An 18158-nucleotide genomic window follows, 5' to 3' on the forward strand; every position below is an offset into this window, starting at 1 on the left:
GAACTCTTGTGTAACTACGTCCGGCCGAAGACCAGGCGGTGGCCGCGGGCCGTGTCCACGTACTCGCGGACCCGGTGGATCAGCTCGCCCCGGAGCTCGAAGACGAAGCAGTAGTCGTTGCTGTAAGGGGTGCCGTCGGCGAGCGTCGCCGACAGGGTCGCCTCCGTGGTCGCCCGCACGCCGTCGGTGTGGAACCCGTGCACGGACAGGGCGACGTCGCGGGCGAAGAGGCGGGGGAAGTCCTCGGTGAAGAAGCGGACGATCGCCTTCCTGCCCACCATGTGATGGGGCGCGCCGAGGGCGGCGGCGGTGGCGTTGCCCGGCGGCGAGAGCCATTCGGCGTCCTCGGTGAGCACGGCGGCGACGCGGTCGGGGTCGTTGCTGGCGAGCGCCTGGAGCGCGTTCTGGATGATGTCGAGGCTCATGACCCGACCGTCGCCGCCGCCGCGCGCCCGCGTCTTGGAGAAATGTTCCTTTTAGCATGGGGTCATGCGATCCGCCGTGGCGGGGTGGGAGGTCGTCAGGCCCCCGGGGCCGGGCCGGGTGGCGGGCGTGCGCATGGCCGGGTTCCGCAGCGCGGGGTCCGTCGATGTGCGGGTGGTGCCGCATCCGGCGCTCACGCTGGTGCTGGAGTTCGGGAACGGGCCGCTCGTCGTGGACCGCGCCACCGGGCGGCAGCGGCGGGGCGACCTGGTGGCCGGGTTCCTGCACCGCGATCTCCGCGTGCGCGGCGCCGGTGTGGAATGTGTGCAGGTACGCCTGTCGCCGCTGGTCGCGCGGGCCGTGCTGGGCGCCTCCCCGGCGGCGCTGGACCGGACCGTGCTCCCTCTCGACGACCTGTGGGGGCGGGACGCGGCCCGGCTGCGGCAGCGGCTCGGCGACACCACCTCCTGGCACGACCGCTTCGCGCTGACGGAGGCCCTGGTGGCACGCAAGGCGCAGGCGGGGCCGGGCGTGGACCCTGAGGTGGCCTGGGTGTGGGGCCGGATCGTGCGCAGCCGGGGCCGGACGCGGGTGGAGGCGCTGGCGGCGGAGGTCGGGTGGAGCCGCAAGCGGCTGTGGTCGCGGTTCCTGTCCCAGATCGGGCTCGCGCCCAAGCGGGCCGCGCGGCTGGTCCGCTTCGACCACGCCGCCCACCGCCTGGCCGCCGGCGAGGGCGCGGCCGGGGTGGCCGCCGACACCGGGTACGTCGACCAGTCGCACCTGCACCGGGACTTCGTGGCGTTCACGGCGATGACGCCCGCGACCGCGGTGGGCCAGCCGTGGCTGGCCGTGGACGGCCTCGCGTGGGCGGGGTGAGGGGACGGCCTCGCGTGGGCGTGGTGAGGGGACGGTCTCGCGTGGGCGTGGTGAGGGGACGGTCTCGCGTGGGCGTGGTGAGGGGACGGTCTCGCGTGGGCGTGGTGAGGGGACGGTCTCGCGTGGGCGTGGTGATTGGGCTCATCCGAGCCGCAGGCGGGCCGCGGTCGGGAGGTGGTCGCTGCCGGTCGCGGGCAGGGCCCAGGTGTCGTACGGGGTCGCGCCGCGGGCCATGACGTGGTCGATCCGGGCGAGCGGGAAGGCGGCTGGCCACGTGAAGTCGAACCCGGCCCGCGCCGGGGTCAGGCGGGAGGTGAGCGGGGACAGGCCGCGGTCGTGCAGGGTGCCGTTGAGATCGCCCAGCAGGACGATCCGCTCCATCCGCTCCGCGGCGATTGCGGCGCCGAGCGCGACGGCGCTCTCGTCGCGCCAGGCGGTGCCGAAGCCGTCCTGGGGGCGGATGCGGACCGAGGGGAGGTGGGCGACATATGCCGCTATTTCACCGTACGGGGTGCGGACGGTGGTGCGCAGCCCGCGGTTCCAGTCGTCGGTGATGCCCTTGGGCTTGATGTCCACGGGACGGCCGTCGGCGAGGGGATGCCGGGACCAGAGCCCGACCGTGCCGGCGACGACGTGGTACGGGTGCTTGGGCGCGAGGGCGGCCTCGTAGACGGGCAGCGCCTCCGGGGTCAGCTCCTCAAGGGCGACGAGGTCGGCTCCTGCCGCGGCGAGGGCGCGCGCCGTACCGGCTGGATCGGGATTGTCGTCGGCGACGTTGTGCTGGAGCACCGTCAGGACGGGCGCCAGGCCGGCGACGCTCGCGGACCCGCCGAACACGGACCCGCCGAACACGGACCCGCCGAACACGGACCCGCCGAACACGGACCCGCCGAACATCGCGCCCCAGACCACCGCCGGAAGGGCCGCCGCGATGATCGCGGCGGGCGCGCGCCGCCACAGCGCCAGGACGAGCAGCGCCGCCACCACCAGGCCGAGCCAGGGGAGGAACGTCTCCAGCAGGCTGCCGAGGTTGCCGACGACGTTGGGGACGGCGGAGTGGAACGCCAGGAGGCCGGCCACCAGCACGGCGGCCAGGACGAGGATCCGGCCGCGCACGGCCCGCCCTTCACCTGCGCCAGGGTCGTCGCCCACGTGCACCCCCGCTCCTGCCCCTGACCCGAATCGACTCGATGATCGCATCAGGCCGTCACAGGAAGAACCGCAGAGCTCGCCCGGCGATGGCCGGCGCCGCCTTGCGCTCCGACGGGCTCAGGTGGTTGAGGCCGGGCAGGGTTTCGAGGGTGGCGTGCGGCAGGACCTCGCTCAGCGTCGCGAACTCGGCCCGGTGCGCGGCTTTGGACCGCCCGCCGCAGAGCAGCAGCACCGTGGCGGACACGTCCGCGAACCCGGCGAGCCGGCCGTGCTGGGCGGCGATCTGCTCGTGCTCGGCCGCGTTGCACTCCAGCAGGGGCAGCATCCGCCGCCACGTCTCGCCGTGGAAGGCCATGCGCAGCACCAGCCGCAGGTACCAGCCGGGCACCTTGGTCATGAAGGCGGGAGCGCCGCCGGAGCCGCGGATGAAGCAGGCGAACGCGCCGTAAGGGTCGCCGACGGCCAGCAGTTCGCGGTAGCGCGGGATCCACCCGGTCGGGACGGGCGCGACGGGCACCCCCGGCTCCCACGCCACGATCCGCTCGAACACCGGGTGCGTGCGCGCCGTCTCCAGCAGGGCCAGCCCGCCGTAGCTGTGCCCGAACGCGAGCCGCGCCCCGGTCTCCGCCTGCACGGCGAGGACGTCCTCGACCTCGTTGGCCAGGGTGTAGTGCGGGCCCTGGGGGCCGCTGGCGCCGCGCCCGCGCCGCTCGACGACGTGGACGGTGAACGAGCCCGCCAGCCCGTGGGCCAGCGGCAGGTAGTCGTCGCAGGTGCGCAGCGTGCCGCCCACCAGGATGAGGCCGGGGCCGTCGCCGGTGGTCCGGTAGGCGATCGTCGTGCCGTCGGCGGAGGTGATCGCGCGCTCACGTAAGGACGGGGGGTGGCTCATGTCGTCTTCTCCTGCTCCCATTGGTCGAAGGTGGCCAGCAGTCGGGCCGTGTGCTCGGCGTACTCGTCGTAGGGGATGCCGCTGCGCGCGACCAGCTCGGCCAGCCGCCCCTCGAACCCCTCCTGGATCGAGGCGACCAGCCGCTTGCCCTGGTCGGTGAGGCTCAGCCGCCTGCGGTTGCCTCCGGCCGGGTCGGGCCGCACGTCGAGGAGGCCGTCGGCCGCCAGCACACCTGTCATGCGGCTCACCGACGGCTCGGTCACGCCGAGGTATTCGGCGAGGGTGCGCTGCGTCGAGGCGCCCAGCTCGCCCACCAGCACGAGGGCCAGGTAGCGGCTGTAGGACAGGTTGTGCTCGGCCCGCAGGATCCGGTCGGCCGCCCGGTCGAGGCGGGCGGTCAGCACATGGAGGTCGAGGCTCAGGTTGCGATCCACGCCCGCAACTTAACATTCTAACTTAGCCAAGGCAAGTTACTGGTCGCGGGCGGGTGTTCAATGGGCGGATGGACATCCTCGGCATCGACAACGTGCTGATCCCGGTGGGCGACCTGGCCGCGGCCCGGCGGTTCTACGCCGACGGGCTCGGCCTGAAGGTGAAGTTCGAGAAAGAGGCCCAGGGGGTCGCGTTGTTCACGGTGGGCGCGGAGGCGCCGGGCATCCTCGTCCGCGTCGACACCCGCGCGGGCCGGCCGGGGCCAGGGCCCGCGATGCGGCTGTGGCTCGAAGTCCCCGACGCCCGCGCTGTGTCCGCTGAGCTGGACGAACGCGGCATCCGCCCGCTCACCGCACCTTTCGAGGTCGGTACGGGCTGGGCCGTCGAGGTGGCCGACCCGTGGGGCAACGTGATCGGCTTCACCGACTACCTCGAACGCCCCGAACTGTCCCGCCCCCGCCCCTGACTCAGGCCGAAGCCGCCGGGCGGGCGAGGTGCTCGGTGAGCAGGCGCAGCACCGTTTCGGGCGCTTCGACGTGCGGGTCGTGCCCTGTCGGCAGGGACGCCTGCCGTACCAGCGGGAACTCGCGGGTGACCGCGTCGAGCTCCCGCCGGGTCCACGCGCAGTACGCCTCCCACGCCGGCACCAGCCGGTCGGGGAACACCGCGGCGAAGGCCAGCGCGTCGCCGCTGACCACCAGCAGCGGGCAGCGGGCGCGCCGATACACCGGGAACAGGTCGAGCGCGTCTATCTCCCGCATGACCCGCAAGAACGACTCCGGCAGCCCCTGGCCCATCTCCGCCAGGAACGCGGTCATCTCCCGGCAGGCGCCGGCCGCCGCGTCCGCGTCCAGGCCGGCGAACTGGCCGGGGCGGGTCGGGTTGCCGTGGCCGTCGAGGTTCACGGCGAGCCGGCACTCCGGATGCTCCGCCGCCCACAGGGCCGCGACCATGCCGCCCAGGGAGTGGCCGACGACCACCGGCCGGTACAGCTCGTATGCGCAGGCGACGGCCGCGACGTCCTCAAGCACCGCCGGCCACGACCACGGCGCGGCACCGGACTCGCCGTGGCCGCGCAGGTCGATGGAGACCGGCCGGAAACCGGCGCCCACGAGCAACCCGGCGAAGGGCTCCCAGTCGGCACGGGTACGGCCGCCGCCGTGCAGGAGCAGGACGTCCTGCCCGGAACCGCCGTGGTCCTCCGTCATGATCGGTACGGATCCGCTCATGACCGTCGCCATCTGAGCACCTATCTGGGTTCGAGCAGCAAGTAGTCGATCTTACCGTCGTCGTCCACGGAGATCTTCGTGTCGTACTTCTGCCCGGCCGGAATCGACGTCACCCCGGCCAGCTCGGCCGGCTTCGTGCTGCTCAGCTCCTCCAGCTTGAGCCCGGCAAGGTCCTTGGCCAGCTCGTTGAACTTCGCCGCCGGCACCTCCTTGAGGAAGGTCTCGCTGAGGTGCTCGCTGAGCTCGCCGTCCGGGATCGGCGTGCGGTTGACCGCGTCCAGGTACCACTGCAGCTGCTTGCCGACGGAGCTGTCGGGGACGGCCACGCCCTTCTCACCGCCGCCGCTGCCGCCGGCCGAGCAGCCCGTCACGAGGACGGCGAGCAGAGCGATGAAGCCGGCTAACGCCGAGAGAGAACGCACAGAGGACTCCTGATGATCGAGTTTCGGGAAAGCGCATGCTAGCAACCGGCCCCGTCAAGAACGTCCCGCGAGTGACGGGTGCCGGGTCAGCGCAGGAGGATGGGGTTGGTGAGGGCGGCCATGTGGCCGTTGGGGTGGCGGATCTCGGCGCGGACGAACGGGGACTCCGCCGCGCTCGTCCGCCCTTCCACGACGCCCGGGCCGCCGTCGGCGGGCAGCGACGCGCGGTGGGTGGTGCCGCGTTCGGTGTGGAAGGTGACGGTGCCGGAAGGGACGCCGTGCACCTCCAGCCGCACCACGACCGGCTCGCCGCCCGTTTCGAGGCGTTCGCCGATGCCGGCGGGCGTGGCGGAGAGAGCGGTGTGGGCCTCGAAGGTCAGGTCGATGGTGGTGGCGGCGGCGAGCCAGGTGCGGCCGGTGCGCAGGGCGGTGAGCAGGGCCGGGGTGCTCGGCTCGTCGGCCAGGGCGACGGTGTGGGGGATGCCGAGCTGGCCCTCCAGGTGGGTGTCGCTGTTGCCGATCGCGGGGCGCCACGAGCCGCGGTGCACGTCGTGGGCCAGGGTGCGGCCCCATTCGGCCAGGGCGGCCTCGTTGTCGGCGTTCCAGGGCAGGTCGGAGGTCCACTGGCCGTTCCAGACCTCCACCGCGTCGAACCCCTCGTACGGGTACATGAACGTCCCGGACGGGTACGGCGCGTACGGGTGCGCCGCCACGCACAGCCCGCCGGAGCGGCGGACCCCGGCCACGTGCCGGTGCACGGCGTCGTCGCGGACGCCGTAACGCCACTCCACCTCCTGGCCGGGGGCCAGGCCGAGGGCCAGCCAGTGGCCGGTGCCGGTGACGACCTCCTGGCCGGGGATCACCAGCAGGTCGTCGCCGGACAGCGCGCGCCACTCGTCGTACGCGGCGGCGGTGTTGTGCTCGGTGACGGCGATGAAGTCGAGCCCGGCGGCGCGGGCGGCGGCCACGAGCTGCGCCGGCGTCTGGTCCGCGCCCTGCGAGCGCAGCGAGTGGACGTGGCAGTCGCCCCGGTACCAGCGGCGGCCCGCTCTCATGAGCCGGGGGCGTCGACGGTGATGCGGGTGCCGATGTCCTCGCCCTCGCAGATGGCCCGCATCACGCCCCTGGCGGCGACGTCGAACACGTGCATGCGCAGGCCCTGCTCGTTCGCGAGGACGAACGCGCTCTCGTCCATGACCCGCACCCCGGCCGCCAGCGCCTCCCGGTAGGTGAGGTTCGTGTAGCGCTTGGCCTCGGGGTTGAGGTTCGGGTCGGTGTCGTACACGCCGTCCACGCCGCGCTTGGCCACCAGCAGGGCGTCCGCGTCGAGCTCAAGGGCCCGCTGCACGGCCGGGTAGTCGGTGGTGACGTACGGCTGGCCGATGCCGCCGGCCAGCAGCACGATGAGGTCGCGGCGCAGGTGCCGGTCGGCGCGCAGCCGGATGAACGGCTCGGCCACGCTCTGCATGGGCATGGCCGTCATGACCCGGACGTCGGTGTCGGAGCGGGCGGTCAGGACGCCGCGCAGCATGAGCGCGTTCATGACCGTGCCCAGCATGCCGATGTTGTCGGCCTCGGCCCGGCCGATGCCCCAGCCGTCCGCCATGCGGCCGCGGAAGTAGTTGCCGCCGCCGATCACCACGGCGATCTGCACGCCGAGGTCGTGGACGGACAGGATCTCGTCGGCGAGCTGGGCCAGGCTCGCCGGGTCGGTGCCCCAGCCGCTCTCGCCCGAGAGGGCCTCGCCGCTGAGCTTGACCACGACACGTGAGTAACGACGCATCCCGCCATCCCTTCGCGGCCGCGCGTTCGGCGACCCGGCCAAGGATACGGCCCGGCCGCCCGCCGCCCCCACGTCCCCGCCGTCAAGTCCCGCCGCTACAGGCGCAGCACGCCGACCGTCTGGCCGCCGCTCGTCTCCCCCGTGAGCTCGAAGCCGAGCTTGCGGTAGAAGCCCTCCGGCCCGTCGTCGCCCGGATGCCACGTCACGTACATGCGGGTGACGCCGCGCCCCTGCGCGTCCGGCACCACGTTGAGGCGCCACAGCCCGGAACGGAAGTCGACCCCCTTGCCGTTCCAGTCGATGTCGAGGAAGGCCATGAGGAAGCCGACGGCGGCGCCGTCCTCGTCGAGGATGAGGCGCGGCCACGCGGTCTCTCCGTGGACGTACGCCTCGGCCAGCGACTTCGCCACCGGCGAGACGAAGTGCTCCTGGTCGGGGCGGACCTTCACAGCGAGGGCCGCGTCGATGTTGGCCGGGGTGATGCGGGCGAGGCGCAGCTCAGGCATGGTGCGGCAATCTTGTGAGGGGACGGTCGCTCCAGTGGACCCTTACCGGGGGATCCGGCGCCACTCATTTTCAGCGCGGCGCCGTCACCGTTTTCAGCGCGTCACCGTTGTTCCAGGGCCAGTTTCACGCCGAGCCCGACGAAGATGCCGCCCGTGGCGACGTCGATGCGGCGGCGGGCGGCGCGGCGGTGGCGCAGCCAGCCGCCGATGCGGCCCGCGAGGACGCCGACCGCCCCGTCCACCACGAACTCCATGGCGATCAGGATGACCCCGAGGATCGCGAACTGCAGCCACACCTGACCGAGGCTCGGGTTGATGAACTGCGGGAGGAACGCGATGGTGAAGGTGACCATCTTGGGGTTGAGCAGGTTCGTCATCAGCCCGCTCAGGTACGCCCGGCGCCCCGACATGCTGCCGCCGCCCACCGCGACCTCCAGCGGGCTGTCGTCGCGGTTGCGGATGGCCTGGACGCCCAGGTAGATCAGGTACGCGGCGCCGACGATCCGGACGACGGTGAAGGCGATGGGCACCGCCTCGAAGAGCGCCGCGAGGCCCGCGGCGGCCACGGCGACGTGGATGGCCTCGCTGGTGGCGACGCCCGCGGTGGCGAGCAGGCCGGCCCGGGGGCCGCCGCGCATCCCGCAGCCCAGCACGAACAGCATGTCGGGCCCCGGGGTGATCATGGCGATGATCGTGGTGACGGTGAAGAGGGCAAGGAGGTGGGGGTCGATCGGCATATCCGAATTTTCCCACGTTGTCCTACATTGCGGATCTACGGGGCAGCCCTCAGCACCACACTCTCAAGGGGCGGGAAGCGCCGATGCCGCTTCGCCGTCGCGCGCAGCTCGGCCGGCATCGGCGCCTCCAAGCGTCGGGATCAGGGGTTCATGCTCTGGGCGAGCAGCTTGAAGAAGGTGTCGCCGCGGACGATCTCGAACGGGTCCCCCAGCAACGTGCCCAGCTCCGCGATGTCGCTCGGCGCCCAGTTCCAGGCGTTGACCGCCCCGGCGATGAACAGCGGCCGCGCCCCGTCCCACCCCTCGATGTGCTTGACCAGCGTGTCCCGGTACTCCTGCGCCTTGCCCTGCGGCGAGAAGTTCCCGATGACGGGCAGCCCGGCCGGAGCGGCTTGCAGGTCGCCGGTCTCCCACGACTGGATGATGCCCCGCAGCGGCGTGTTCTTCCGGTACGAGGCCGCGATCCGCTCGTCGAAGGCCACCCAGCCGTCGCCGGCCGCGTTGCGCTGGTTGTAGGCGTAGACGAGGTTCATCCCCGTGCGGCGCAGGAACCGGCCGGTCAGCGCGGTGTAGGCGTCGAGGGCGTCCTGGGGCCACGATCCCGGGTAGGTGTAGCCGGCGCCGGACGGGCCCGCGATCAGCAGGTCGTGCTCCGTGGCCGTGCGCTGGTAGTGGGCGAGCAGGGCGGGCCCGATGTCGGCCAGCAGCGGGCTGACCGTCCAGTTGGTGGGCACCCGGCCGCGCGCGGGGTCGTCCCAGATCTGGCGCATCCGGCGCTGGCAGTACTGGATGTTGTCGCCCTCGCCGACGGTGAGCGTGAGGTACACGCGGTTGCGCAGGGTGGCGCGCGGCACCGGGCGTACGCGGTCGGAGACCTTGGCCGGCACGCCCGCGTGCACGGTGGCGTTCATGTAGTAGTCGGCGGGCACCACCTCGACCGCGTGCTGCGAGGCCCGGTCGACCCCGCCCCACTCGCCGGCCACGTCGTTGGAGAACCAGCCCGCGTACGGCGTCGTCGGCTGCACCTTGCCCAGGATCTCGTCCAGCAGCGCGCCCGTCGCGCCGCTGGGCGGCAGCCAGAACACCATGGCGCGCATGGCCACGGTGTAGTCGCGGAAGTACGGGAAGGGCTCGACCCGGGTGGGCGCGGTGGTGGTGGCGGTGACCAGGAACTGGTTCCACAGGTCCACCTCGACGAGCAGTTGCCGCGTGCCGGCGGGGGCGGTGAAGCGGTAGATGAAGTAGTTGCCGCCGTCGGCGAAGCGGTTGGAGTCCCCGCCGAGGGCGGAGTTGAGGCCGTCGAAGAGGTACGGGGTCTCGGCGTCGGTGCCGGGCGTGAACGAGGCGATGGTCGTCCCGTCGGCCTTGACGACGACGGACCCGACGGAGGCGCCCCAGCCGTCGTCGCCCAGGGAGTCCTGGAAGCGCAGGTAGACGCCGTCCTGGCCGGACAGCTCCTGGCTGAGGTCGAACGTGCGGACCTGCCGGTTGGAGGAGTCCCTGATCCGCTCGCTCTCCCTGGCGACCTCGCGCCACTGGACGTTGTCGACCTTGACGGTCCTGGTCGGTGGCAGGCCGCTGAGCAGGGCTTTCGTGCAGCGGGGGAAGAGGTGGTCGAGCTGCCAGCGGTAGGTGGCCGGCACGTCGCCGGGGTCGAAGCGGCCGCGCAGGTCGGTGATGACCTTGAAGCCGTGCTCGGCGGCCTGCTCGGCGGTGGCGGCCACGGCGTTCTCCAGGCCGGCCAGGGTGGTGGCGACGTTCACCGAGTCGGGGACGGCCGGGTCGTGCAGGATCGCGCCGCGGGCCTCGCCCCGGTAGCGGGCGATCAGGTCGAGCGGCCGGTCGTGGCGGGTGACGCGGGCGCCGGTGCTGTCGAGCCAGGCGGTGTCGTAGCCCTCGCGGTTGTAGTTGAAGTACAGGCGCGGGTCGCGGCGGTTGACGATGCCCTGGAGGGTGGTCAGGAGTAACTGGTCGTCGCCGTGCAGGGTGCTGACGTCGGCGAAGTCGAGGCGGGACGGGCGGCCGAAGCCGGGCAGGAGGGGGGTCGCGGCGGTGGCGGCCTGGGCGGGGAGGCTGACCCCGAGCCCGCCGGCCGCGAGGACCACGGCGTTGGCCCGCAGGAAGGTACGTCGGGACACCATCGGCGTTCACTGCTCCTCGTCGGGGGGAGACCAGGAATGACAGCGTTGTCATCTGCTGCTGCGAACGTAACAACGTGACCGGATGTTGTCCATGCCGTAAAACGGCGCGCGCCGAACCGTACTTTCGGCCGGTGCCGCGCCACCGCCCCGCCTCCTAAGGTCGGAGAGGTGCGGGAGTGGTGGCAGGCCGCCGCGACCGGCGTCGCGTGCGCGGTGGTGCTCGCCTTCTGGGCCCACCAGGTCGCCGACAGCTGGGGCGGCGGCTACTGGATCTTCGGGTGCGCGGCGGGCGCGGTGGTGTGCGCCCTCGCCCTCGTACGCCGCCGCGCCCGGCTCCCGGCGGCCGTCGCGGGCCTGGCTGTCGCCGCCGTGGCCATCCTCGTCGCCCGCCTCCACGACCTGCCCGCCGAGCCGGGCCCCGGGACGGCGCTCGGCCTGTCCGTGCTGGTCGGCTCCGCCTTCAGGACGCTCCCGCTGCCCCAGGCCGCCGGCGTCGGAGCCGGCGGGCTCGCGGTGGCGCTCGCCAGCCAGCTCTCCGGGTCGCCGCACGCCTCCGTCCTCGTCCTGAACGTCGGCGCCTGGCTCGCCGCCCTCACCGGCGGCCTGGGGCCCCGGCTCCTGGCGCACCGCCGTGCCGCCGCCGAGGAGCGGGTACGCCAGTCGGAACGGCTGGAGCTGGCCAGGGAGCTGCACGACGTCGTCGCCCACCACGTCACCTGCGTCGTGCTCCAGGCCCAGGCCGCGCGGCTCGTCGCCCGCAAGGACCCCGATCGGGTGGCCGGGTCGCTCGCCGACATCGAGGCCGCCGGCTCCGACGCCCTGGCCGCCACCCGGCGCGTCGTCGGCCTGCTGCGCGAGCGCGGGCGGGCCGCGTTCGGGCCCGCCGAACGGCTCGGGGAGCTGGTCGCCCGGTTCAGCGGGCCTGCGGTGACCCTGCGGCTGCCCGACGGGGAGCCCGCGTGGCCGTCCGAGGTGGCCGGGACCGTCTACCGGGTGGTCCAGGAGTCGCTGACGAACGTCTCGCGGCACGCGCCCGAGGCCGAAGCCGTGGTCGTCAGCGTCACCCAGGAGGAGCAGGAGCTGGTGGTGGAGGTGACGGACGACGCGCCGCCGCCGCATCGCGCCCGCGGCCGGCTGGGCGGCGGGTACGGGCTGGTCGGGATGCGCGAACGCGTGGAGGCGCTGGGCGGGCGGCTGGCGGCGGGCCCGCGCCCCGAAGGCGGCTGGACCGTGCACGCCACCCTGCCCCTGCCCGAGCGGGTGGTGCGGAGATGAGCGTCATGGAGCTGCGGGCCGAGCGGGTGGTGCGGGGATGAGCGTCATGGGACTGCGGGCCGAGCGGGTGGGGCGGTCATGAGCATCACGGTGCTGCTGGCCGACGACCAGCCCATGATCCGGAGCTGCCTGCGCCTCATCCTGGAGGACCAGCCGGACCTCCGCGTGATCGCCGAGGCGGGCGACGGCGCCGAGGCGGTCGCGCTGGCGCGCCGGCTGCGCCCCGACGTGTGCCTCGTGGACGTGCAGATGCCCCGCATGGACGGCATCGAGGTCACCGCCGCCCTGGCCGGCCCCGAGGCCCGCGACCCGCTGCGGGTGATCGTGGTCACCACGTTCGACCTCGACGAGTACGTCTACGGCGCGCTCCGGGGCGGCGCGGCCGGCTTCGTACTGAAGGACGCCGGGCCCGAGCTGCTCGTCGAGGCGGTCAGGGCCGCGCACGCCGGTGACGCGCTGATCTCGCCGTCGGTCACGCTCCGGTTGCTGCGCCACGTCACGGCCACCGCGCGCAGGCCGGCCCGCGCGCCCGCGCAGCCGCTGTCGGAGCGCGAGACCGAGGTCGTGCGCGCGATCGCCAGGGGCCGGACGAACCAGGAGATCGCCGCCGAGTTGTGCATCTCGCTCAGCACCGTGAAGGGGCACGTGTCGTCGGTCATGACCAAGCTCGGGATGCGCAACCGGGTCGAGATCGTCGCCTGGGCGTGGGAGAGCCGCCTGGTCCGCTAGGGAGCCCCCCGCAAATCGGCCGGTGCCGTTTCGGAAGCGATTACGGTGGGTAGGCCCGGGTTGATTCTGAGCTGCCTGGTCCTCAGGAGCCACAGATGTCCCGTATCACGCTCACTTCCGCAGCCCGTGAAGCACTCCGCGACGGAGAAGTGGTCTTCTTCGACTGGCACGTGACCGGTCTTTGCTGCGCGGACGCGGGGGAGTTCTCGGTCAGGGCGTTGCGCCGCGCCAGGCTGCCCCGCAGGGCCCGCCCGCTGGGGCGGTCCGGGCTGGTGTACGCCCACCCGACCGCCTGGGTGCACCTCACCGGCCTGCCCGTCACGGTCGACTGCCGCCCGCTGTGGCGCTGGCGGCGCTTCGTCTCCGATCTGCCGCCGGACGCCGGTCTGCGCTGCTGCCTGGGGCGCCCCATAGACGGCTCTCTGCAGGGGAGGTAACGGGTGAAGCTGCGTTCCATCATCATCTGGACGGCGGTGGCCGTCGTCGGCGCCGTGGGCTGGGCGGTGCTGGCCCTGTCGAGGGGCGAGAACGTCAACGCGGTGTGGCTCCTGTGCGCCGCGCTCGGCTCGTACGCCATCGCCTACCGGTTCTATGCCCGGTTCATCGTGCGCAAGGTGCTGGGTGCCGACGACCGCAGGGCGACTCCGGCCGAGCGGCTGGACAACGGCATCGACTACCAGCCGACCGACCGCCGGATCCTGTTCGGCCACCACTTCGCGGCCATCGCGGGGGCGGGGCCGCTGGTGGGCCCGGTGCTGGCGGCGCAGATGGGGTACCTGCCCGGCACCATCTGGATCATCGCGGGCGTGATCTTCGCGGGAGCGGTGCAGGACATGGTGGTCCTGTTCTTCTCCATGCGCCGCAACGGCCGCAGCCTCGGGCAGATGGCCCGCGAGGAGATCGGGCCGGTGGGCGGGGCGGCGGCGCTGGTCGCGGTGTTCGCCATCATGATCATTCTGCTGGCGGTGCTGGCGCTGGTCGTGGTCAACGCGCTGGCGAAGTCGCCGTGGGGTGTCTTCTCGATCGCGATGACCATCCCGATCGCCCTGTTCATGGGCTTCTACCTGCGGGTGATCCGGCCGGGCCGGGTCGTCGAGACCACCGTCATCGGGGTCGCGCTGCTGCTTCTCGCGATCGTGGCGGGCGGCTGGGTGCAGGGGTCGAGCTGGGCGCCGTTCTTCACGCTGACGCCGTCGGCGCTGGCGCTGTGGCTGATCGCGTACGGGTTCGTGGCGGCGGTGCTGCCCGTGTGGATGCTGCTGGCGCCGCGCGACTATCTCTCGACGTTCATGAAGATCGGCACGATCGTGCTGATCGCCATCGGCATCGCGATCACCGCGCCGCCGCTGCGCACCACGGCCTTCACCGACTTCGCCTTCAACGGCAAGGGGCCGGTGTTCGCCGGGTCGCTGTTCCCGTTCGTGTTCATCATCATCGCGTGCGGGGCGCTGTCCGGGTTCCACTCGCTGATCTCGTCCGGCACGACGCCGAAGATGATCCAGAAGGAGACCCAGGTCCGCATGATCGGCTACGGCTCCATGCTCATGGAGTCGTTCGTGGCGGTCATGGCGATCACCGCGGCCTGCGTGCTGACCCCCGGCCTCTACTTCGCGATGAACTCCCCGGCCGGCGTGCTCGGCCCCACCGTGCAGAGTGCCGCCGCGGCGGTCACGAACATGGGCTTCGTCATCACGCCGCAGGACCTCCAGGCCGCCGCGGCGGCCGTGCAGGAGCAGACGCTGATCGCGAGGACGGGCGGCGCGCCCACGCTGGCCGTGGGCATCTCGCAGATCTTCTCCGGCTTCCTCGGCGGCACGGCGCTGCAGGCGTTCTGGTACCACTTCGCGATCATGTTCGAGGCGCTGTTCATCCTCACCACCGTGGACGCCGGCACGCGGGTGGGCCGCTTCATGCTCCAGGACACGCTGGGCAACCTGTGGCGGCCGATCTCCCGGGTGAGCTGGTGGCCCGGCCTGGTCGCGACCAGCGCCGTGGTCGTGGCCGCCTGGGGATACTTCCTCTACCAGGGCGTCAACGACCCGCTCGGCGGCATCAACCAGCTCTTCCCGCTGTTCGGCATCGCCAACCAGCTCCTCGCCGCCGTCGCGCTGACCGTGGCCACGACGCTGCTGATCAAGAGCGGCCGGCTCAAATGGGCGTGGGTGACGGGCGTGCCGCTGGCCTGGGACGCGGCGGTCACGCTGACCGCCAGCTACCAGAAGGTGTTCTCGCCCGACCCGACGCTCGGCTTCTTCGCCCAGCGCGACCGCTACCAGGCCGCGCTCGACCAGGGGCAGCTCCTCCCGCCGGCCAAGACGACCGGCGCTATGCAGCAGATCGTGGTCAACTCCACCGTCGACGGCGTGCTGGCGGCGCTGTTCGCCCTCCTCATCATCGTGGTCATCCTCGACGCCGCCCGCGTGTGGGTCACGGCGATCCGGGCGCGGGAGCCGCTGCCCAGCACGGAGGAGCCGTTCGAGGAGTCGAAGATCTACGCCCCGGCCGGGCTCATCGCCACCCGCGAGGAGAAGGAGATGATGGCCAGGGCCTCCTCAAGCGGATAGCCACCGCTGGGTGGGCCACGTCTCGCGGTGCCACGCGCTGTCCCAGAACATCCACTCGTACGCCGCCGCCCGGCAGTACGCCTGCGCCATCGCCGCGCGCAGGTCGGGCCCGGCGGTGGCGGCGAGCCGGTCGGCGATCGCCTTGGCCTGCTCCACGGAGGCCGCGAAGCCCGGGTCGGCGTAGGTGGAGATCCACTTGCCGTACGGGTGGCCGCCGGTGTCGCCGACGCGCTCCAGCAGCGCCGTGCCGACGTCCTGGTAGATCCAGAAGCACGGCAGCACCGCCGCCGCGATCACCGGGTAGGGCGCCGTCAGCGCGGTGGCCTGGAGGTAGGACGCGTACGCCAGGCACGTGGGCGAGGCGTCGAAGCCCTCCACGCCCAGCTCCTCGATGTACCCGGCGTGCAGCATGCGCTCGGCGGCCAGCGCGGTGTGCGCGCTCCGCGCCCAGAACGCCGCCTCGCCCGGATCCGTGGCCCGCGCCGACGCCGTGGCCAGGGCCTTGGAGAACGCCTCCAGGTAGCGGGCGTCCTGGGCGATGTAGAAGCCGAACCGGCCCGGGTCGAGGGTGCCGTCGCCGAGCGCGGTGATGAAGGGGTGCTCGTGGATGGCGCGCATCAGCTCGGCCGTCCGCTGCCGGACGTCGTCGCAGAACATGGTGGGCCCCCTCACCAGATCGCGTGGAAGTGGTGGACGGGGCCGTGGCCGTGCCCGACGTGCAGGCTGTCGGCCGCGCGCAGAGCCTCGGTGAGGTACGCCTTCGCGGCCCGCACCGCGCCCTCCCAGCCGTCGTGGCGGGGCCGCAGCGCGGCGATGGCCGAGGACAACGTGCAGCCGGTGCCGTGCGTGTTCGTCGTCTCGATACGGGGCGCGGACAGCTCGACCGTGCCGTCGGGCGTCGCGAGCACGTCCACGCACGTGTCGCCGTCGAGGTGGCCGCCCTTGAGCAGCACCTGCCGCGCGCCGAGCGCCCGCAGCCGCTGCGCCTGCCCGTGCATGTCGGCCAGGCTCGCGGCCGGCTCCTCCCCGAGCAGGTCGGCCGCCTCGGGCAGGTTGGGCGTGATGAGGTCGACGCGGGGCAGCAGCGTCTCGCGCAGCGCGGCGACGGCGTCGGCCGGCAGCAGCCGGTCGCCGCTCTTGGCCACCATGACCGGGTCGAGCACCACGTACGCCGGCTTGTAGATGTCGAGCGCCGCCGCCACCGCCTTGATCAGCGCCGCGTTGCCCAGCATGCCGATCTTCACGGCGTCGGCGGGCACGTCGGTCAGCAACGTGTCGAGCTGCTGGGCGGCGAACTCGGCCGGCACCTCGTGGATGCCGGTCACGCCCGTGGTGGTCTGCGCGACGAGCGCGGTGACGACAGTCATGCCGTACGCGCCGAGCGCGGAGAAGGTCTTCAGATCCGCCTGGATCCCGGCGCCGCCGCTGGGATCGGTGCCCGCGATGGACAGGACTTTGGGAACAGCGCTCACGGCTGTGACGTCCCTTCGCTAGTACGAGCTAGATCAGGTTCGACGGGTGTGATCTCAGCCCGGCCCTCCGGGCACCCCGCGTCAACGGCCTACTGTAACAGGGGAGGGGGTCAGCGCATGGCGCAGACGGAGAGCACCTCTTCGCCGCCGCCGTACCGTGACCAGTCCGCGTCCCCCGCGAATGTGGTCCACTCCTTCCTGCTGATGGTCTCCCCGTTGCCCGACTGGCGGCAGATCGCCTTCAGGGGATCCGCGACGAGGTCGGCCAGGCCGCTGAGATTCCAGACGAACACTCCTCGGTACGGGCTGGCCATCAGGGCGGCCCGGCCGTCCGCGCTCAAGGCGACGGCATTGACGTCCTCCGTGTTCCCCTTCAAGGAGGCCAGCCGGACTGGGCGAGATGGCTGGGACAGGTTCCAGAGGATTCCGTCACCGAGGCTGCTCGCGAGGATGGCGGTCCGTCCGTCCGAGGTCAGGGCCATCCCGGTGATGTCCGGCAGATCCACGCCGGCGACCTCACCGGGAGCCGAAGGATCATCGAGGTTCCATACGGTGACCCGCTCAGGGCCGGCGACGAGCGCGGTCCTGCCGTTCGCGCTCATGGCCATGGCCGTCACCGGGCCGCCGGAGAACGCGGGCTCGGCTGTCCTGACGGGATCTGAGAGGTCCGCCAGGTTCCAGACGACTGCTGAGCCTCCGTCTCCCACGGTGACGGCGGTCCTGCCGTCGGCGCTCAGCGCCAGGTCCTGTACGCCGTCGCGGTCGGCCTGGGTGACCGAGCGCCGCGCTGGACGGGACGTGTCGGTCAGATCCCACACGGTCATGCGGCCGCTGTCGTCGCCGACCACGACAGTCCGGCTGTCATCCGAGAGCGCCAGCTCGCGAACGGGGCCGTCCTTCACCTCACCGGCTAGCGTGGTCTCGCGTCTCGGGTGGGCCGGGTCGAGAAGGTCCCAGACGATCGTGGCGCCATCGCCGCCGCCTACCAGGGCGGTCCGCCCGTCAGGCGACAGCGCCACCGCGGTCACCTCTCCTTCATGTCCCTTCAGCACGGCGAGCCGGCCGGCTTTCCCGGCGACCTCCGGATCGAGCCAGGTCTTGAGGTCGTGCACACTCACTCCGTCCGCGTCCTCGGTAAGAGCGATCTGTCCGTCAGCGCTCAGGGCCACGTCCTGATCACCGCCGGTCGTGGGGCCGGACAGGTGCTCGCGCCGCCACATGAGCAGGGTGTCCGCCAGCCCGGCGCGTGTCTGCTCGTCGGGATGGAGCGCGACCGCGGCTGCTCCGAACCTGCGTGCCGTCACCGGGTCGGTGTCACGCGTCTCGGCGGCGTGTAGTGCGAGCCCACGAGCCAGGGCGAGGCGTTCCTGGGCCCATGTTCTGTCGTGCTCGCGCTTCCAAGCGAGGCCGCCGGCACCCAGGACGATGACCAGACAAAGGGCGAGCGCCGCCGGGAGGGCACGGTGGAAGCCGGTCGAGCTTCGCCGGGCTCCGGCCACATCCGTCATCTGTTCTCCATCGGCTT

The 18158-nt window shown here is 72.5% G+C and carries 20 protein-coding genes and 1 riboswitch; of the genes, 6 read left to right on the forward strand and 14 right to left on the reverse strand.

The annotated features are described in order from the left end of the window. Positions 1-14: 14 nt before the first annotated feature. Entirely contained in the window at positions 15-425 is a 411-nt protein-coding gene (locus HCN51_RS20955; protein WP_168011217.1) for a nuclear transport factor 2 family protein, read from the reverse strand. A 64-nt stretch (positions 426-489) separates the two neighbouring features. Here HCN51_RS20955 and HCN51_RS20960 point away from each other — a divergent pair, with 64 nt between their 5' ends. Beyond that, positions 490-1299 (forward strand): helix-turn-helix domain-containing protein, encoded by an 810-nt coding sequence (locus HCN51_RS20960; RefSeq protein ID WP_168011218.1) that lies wholly within the window; start codon positions 490-492, stop codon positions 1297-1299. Between the two features lie 141 nt (positions 1300-1440). Here the strand turns inward: HCN51_RS20960 and HCN51_RS20965 are convergent, their stop codons facing one another. The 3 genes from HCN51_RS20965 to HCN51_RS20975 are packed head-to-tail and all read right to left on the reverse strand — an operon-like array spanning position 1441 to position 3777. Continuing rightward, positions 1441-2451 carry an endonuclease/exonuclease/phosphatase family protein gene (locus HCN51_RS20965; protein WP_346433730.1) on the reverse strand — a complete coding sequence of 337 codons (1011 nt, stop codon included), beginning with the start codon at positions 2449-2451 and terminating at the stop codon, positions 1441-1443. Positions 2452-2506: 55 nt separating this feature from the next. Beyond that, entirely contained in the window at positions 2507-3343 is an 837-nt protein-coding gene (locus tag HCN51_RS20970) for an alpha/beta fold hydrolase (RefSeq protein ID WP_168011220.1), read from the reverse strand. Beyond that, positions 3340-3777: a MarR family transcriptional regulator gene (locus HCN51_RS20975; protein ID WP_168011221.1), complete on the reverse strand. Its 438-nt coding sequence runs from the start codon at positions 3775-3777 to the stop codon at positions 3340-3342. The genes HCN51_RS20970 and HCN51_RS20975 overlap by 4 nt, the downstream gene beginning before the upstream one ends. Before the next feature lie 68 nt (positions 3778-3845). On the opposite strand from HCN51_RS20975, the gene HCN51_RS20980 reads away from it, so the two are divergent. After that, entirely contained in the window at positions 3846-4241 is a 396-nt protein-coding gene (locus HCN51_RS20980; protein ID WP_168011222.1) for a VOC family protein, read from the forward strand. 1 nt (position 4242) lies between these two features. On the opposite strand, the gene HCN51_RS20985 is transcribed toward HCN51_RS20980, so the two are convergent. The 7 genes from HCN51_RS20985 to HCN51_RS21015 all read right to left on the reverse strand — a co-directional run bounded on the left by HCN51_RS20985 (position 4243) and on the right by HCN51_RS21015 (position 10593). Further along, positions 4243-5004, reverse strand: coding sequence for an alpha/beta fold hydrolase (locus tag HCN51_RS20985; protein WP_168011223.1), 762 nt, complete (start codon positions 5002-5004; stop codon positions 4243-4245). Between the two features lie 20 nt (positions 5005-5024). Continuing rightward, positions 5025-5426, reverse strand: a complete 402-nt coding sequence (locus HCN51_RS20990) for a Cpe/LpqF family protein (protein WP_168011224.1) — start codon at positions 5424-5426, stop codon at positions 5025-5027. Between the two features lie 86 nt (positions 5427-5512). After that, positions 5513-6481: a CehA/McbA family metallohydrolase gene (locus tag HCN51_RS20995; protein ID WP_168011225.1), complete on the reverse strand. Its 969-nt coding sequence runs from the start codon at positions 6479-6481 to the stop codon at positions 5513-5515. Next, positions 6478-7209: a UMP kinase gene (pyrH, locus tag HCN51_RS21000; RefSeq protein ID WP_168011226.1), complete on the reverse strand. Its 732-nt coding sequence runs from the start codon at positions 7207-7209 to the stop codon at positions 6478-6480. The genes HCN51_RS20995 and pyrH overlap by 4 nt, the downstream gene beginning before the upstream one ends. 95 nt (positions 7210-7304) lie before the next feature. Continuing rightward, on the reverse strand, positions 7305-7715 hold the full coding sequence (locus HCN51_RS21005) for a GNAT family N-acetyltransferase (protein ID WP_168011227.1): 411 nt from the start codon (positions 7713-7715) through the stop codon (positions 7305-7307). 101 nt (positions 7716-7816) lie between these two features. Next, a complete protein-coding gene (locus tag HCN51_RS21010; protein WP_080043422.1) occupies positions 7817-8452 on the reverse strand; it encodes a LysE family translocator in 636 nt (211 codons plus the stop codon). 140 nt (positions 8453-8592) lie between these two features. Next, the gene (locus tag HCN51_RS21015) at positions 8593-10593 is read right to left on the reverse strand and encodes a GxGYxYP domain-containing protein (protein WP_168011228.1); all 2001 of its coding nucleotides are present in this window, start codon (positions 10591-10593) and stop codon (positions 8593-8595) included. Positions 10594-10761: 168 nt separating this feature from the next. Here HCN51_RS21015 and HCN51_RS62335 point away from each other — a divergent pair, with 168 nt between their 5' ends. The 4 genes from HCN51_RS62335 (at position 10762) to HCN51_RS21035 (ending at position 15161) form a co-directional block, all read left to right on the forward strand. Next, the gene (locus HCN51_RS62335; protein WP_346433731.1) at positions 10762-11868 is read left to right on the forward strand and encodes a sensor histidine kinase; all 1107 of its coding nucleotides are present in this window, start codon (positions 10762-10764) and stop codon (positions 11866-11868) included. 78 nt (positions 11869-11946) lie between these two features. Beyond that, positions 11947-12597: a response regulator gene (locus HCN51_RS21025; RefSeq protein WP_168011229.1), complete on the forward strand. Its 651-nt coding sequence runs from the start codon at positions 11947-11949 to the stop codon at positions 12595-12597. A 95-nt stretch (positions 12598-12692) separates the two neighbouring features. Then, a complete protein-coding gene (locus HCN51_RS21030) occupies positions 12693-13034 on the forward strand; it encodes a hypothetical protein (protein ID WP_168011230.1) in 342 nt (113 codons plus the stop codon). 3 nt (positions 13035-13037) lie between these two features. After that, positions 13038-15161, forward strand: a complete 2124-nt coding sequence (locus HCN51_RS21035; RefSeq protein ID WP_168011231.1) for a carbon starvation CstA family protein — start codon at positions 13038-13040, stop codon at positions 15159-15161. On the opposite strand, the gene HCN51_RS21040 is transcribed toward HCN51_RS21035, so the two are convergent. The 3 genes from HCN51_RS21040 to HCN51_RS21050 all read right to left on the reverse strand — a co-directional run bounded on the left by HCN51_RS21040 (position 15150) and on the right by HCN51_RS21050 (position 18141). Continuing rightward, positions 15150-15818 (reverse strand): TenA family protein, encoded by a 669-nt coding sequence (locus HCN51_RS21040; RefSeq protein WP_168011232.1) that lies wholly within the window; start codon positions 15816-15818, stop codon positions 15150-15152. The genes HCN51_RS21035 and HCN51_RS21040 overlap by 12 nt on opposite strands. Positions 15819-15829: 11 nt before the next feature. After that, positions 15830-16633, reverse strand: coding sequence for a bifunctional hydroxymethylpyrimidine kinase/phosphomethylpyrimidine kinase (gene thiD / locus HCN51_RS21045; RefSeq protein ID WP_168011233.1), 804 nt, complete (start codon positions 16631-16633; stop codon positions 15830-15832). After that, positions 16627-16722, reverse strand: a riboswitch (TPP riboswitch). (Overlaps the previous gene by 7 nt.) 21 nt (positions 16723-16743) lie before the next feature. Beyond that, the gene (locus HCN51_RS21050) at positions 16744-18141 is read right to left on the reverse strand and encodes a WD40 repeat domain-containing protein (protein WP_168011234.1); all 1398 of its coding nucleotides are present in this window, start codon (positions 18139-18141) and stop codon (positions 16744-16746) included. Positions 18142-18158 lie beyond the last annotated feature (17 nt).

Origin of the sequence: Nonomuraea composti (assembly GCF_012034275.1) — a bacterium.
In the GTDB taxonomy this organism is placed as follows: Bacteria; Actinomycetota; Actinomycetes; order Streptosporangiales; family Streptosporangiaceae; genus Nonomuraea; species Nonomuraea composti.

Coding starts and splice junctions, on each gene's coding strand:
- HCN51_RS20955 (WP_168011217.1), bottom strand. CDS start 425: ATGAGCCTCGACATCATCCAGAACGCGCTCCAGGCGCTCGCCAGCAAC.
- HCN51_RS20960 (WP_168011218.1), top strand. CDS start 490: ATGCGATCCGCCGTGGCGGGGTGGGAGGTCGTCAGGCCCCCGGGGCCG.
- HCN51_RS20970 (WP_168011220.1), bottom strand. CDS start 3,343: ATGAGCCACCCCCCGTCCTTACGTGAGCGCGCGATCACCTCCGCCGAC.
- HCN51_RS20980 (WP_168011222.1), top strand. CDS start 3,846: ATGGACATCCTCGGCATCGACAACGTGCTGATCCCGGTGGGCGACCTG.
- HCN51_RS20985 (WP_168011223.1), bottom strand. CDS start 5,004: ATGAGCGGATCCGTACCGATCATGACGGAGGACCACGGCGGTTCCGGG.
- HCN51_RS20995 (WP_168011225.1), bottom strand. CDS start 6,481: ATGAGAGCGGGCCGCCGCTGGTACCGGGGCGACTGCCACGTCCACTCG.
- pyrH (WP_168011226.1), bottom strand. CDS start 7,209: ATGCGTCGTTACTCACGTGTCGTGGTCAAGCTCAGCGGCGAGGCCCTC.
- HCN51_RS21005 (WP_168011227.1), bottom strand. CDS start 7,715: ATGCCTGAGCTGCGCCTCGCCCGCATCACCCCGGCCAACATCGACGCG.
- HCN51_RS21010 (WP_080043422.1), bottom strand. CDS start 8,452: ATGCCGATCGACCCCCACCTCCTTGCCCTCTTCACCGTCACCACGATC.
- HCN51_RS21015 (WP_168011228.1), bottom strand. CDS start 10,593: ATGGTGTCCCGACGTACCTTCCTGCGGGCCAACGCCGTGGTCCTCGCG.
- HCN51_RS21025 (WP_168011229.1), top strand. CDS start 11,947: ATGAGCATCACGGTGCTGCTGGCCGACGACCAGCCCATGATCCGGAGC.
- HCN51_RS21030 (WP_168011230.1), top strand. CDS start 12,693: ATGTCCCGTATCACGCTCACTTCCGCAGCCCGTGAAGCACTCCGCGAC.
- HCN51_RS21040 (WP_168011232.1), bottom strand. CDS start 15,818: ATGTTCTGCGACGACGTCCGGCAGCGGACGGCCGAGCTGATGCGCGCC.
- HCN51_RS21050 (WP_168011234.1), bottom strand. CDS start 18,141: ATGACGGATGTGGCCGGAGCCCGGCGAAGCTCGACCGGCTTCCACCGT.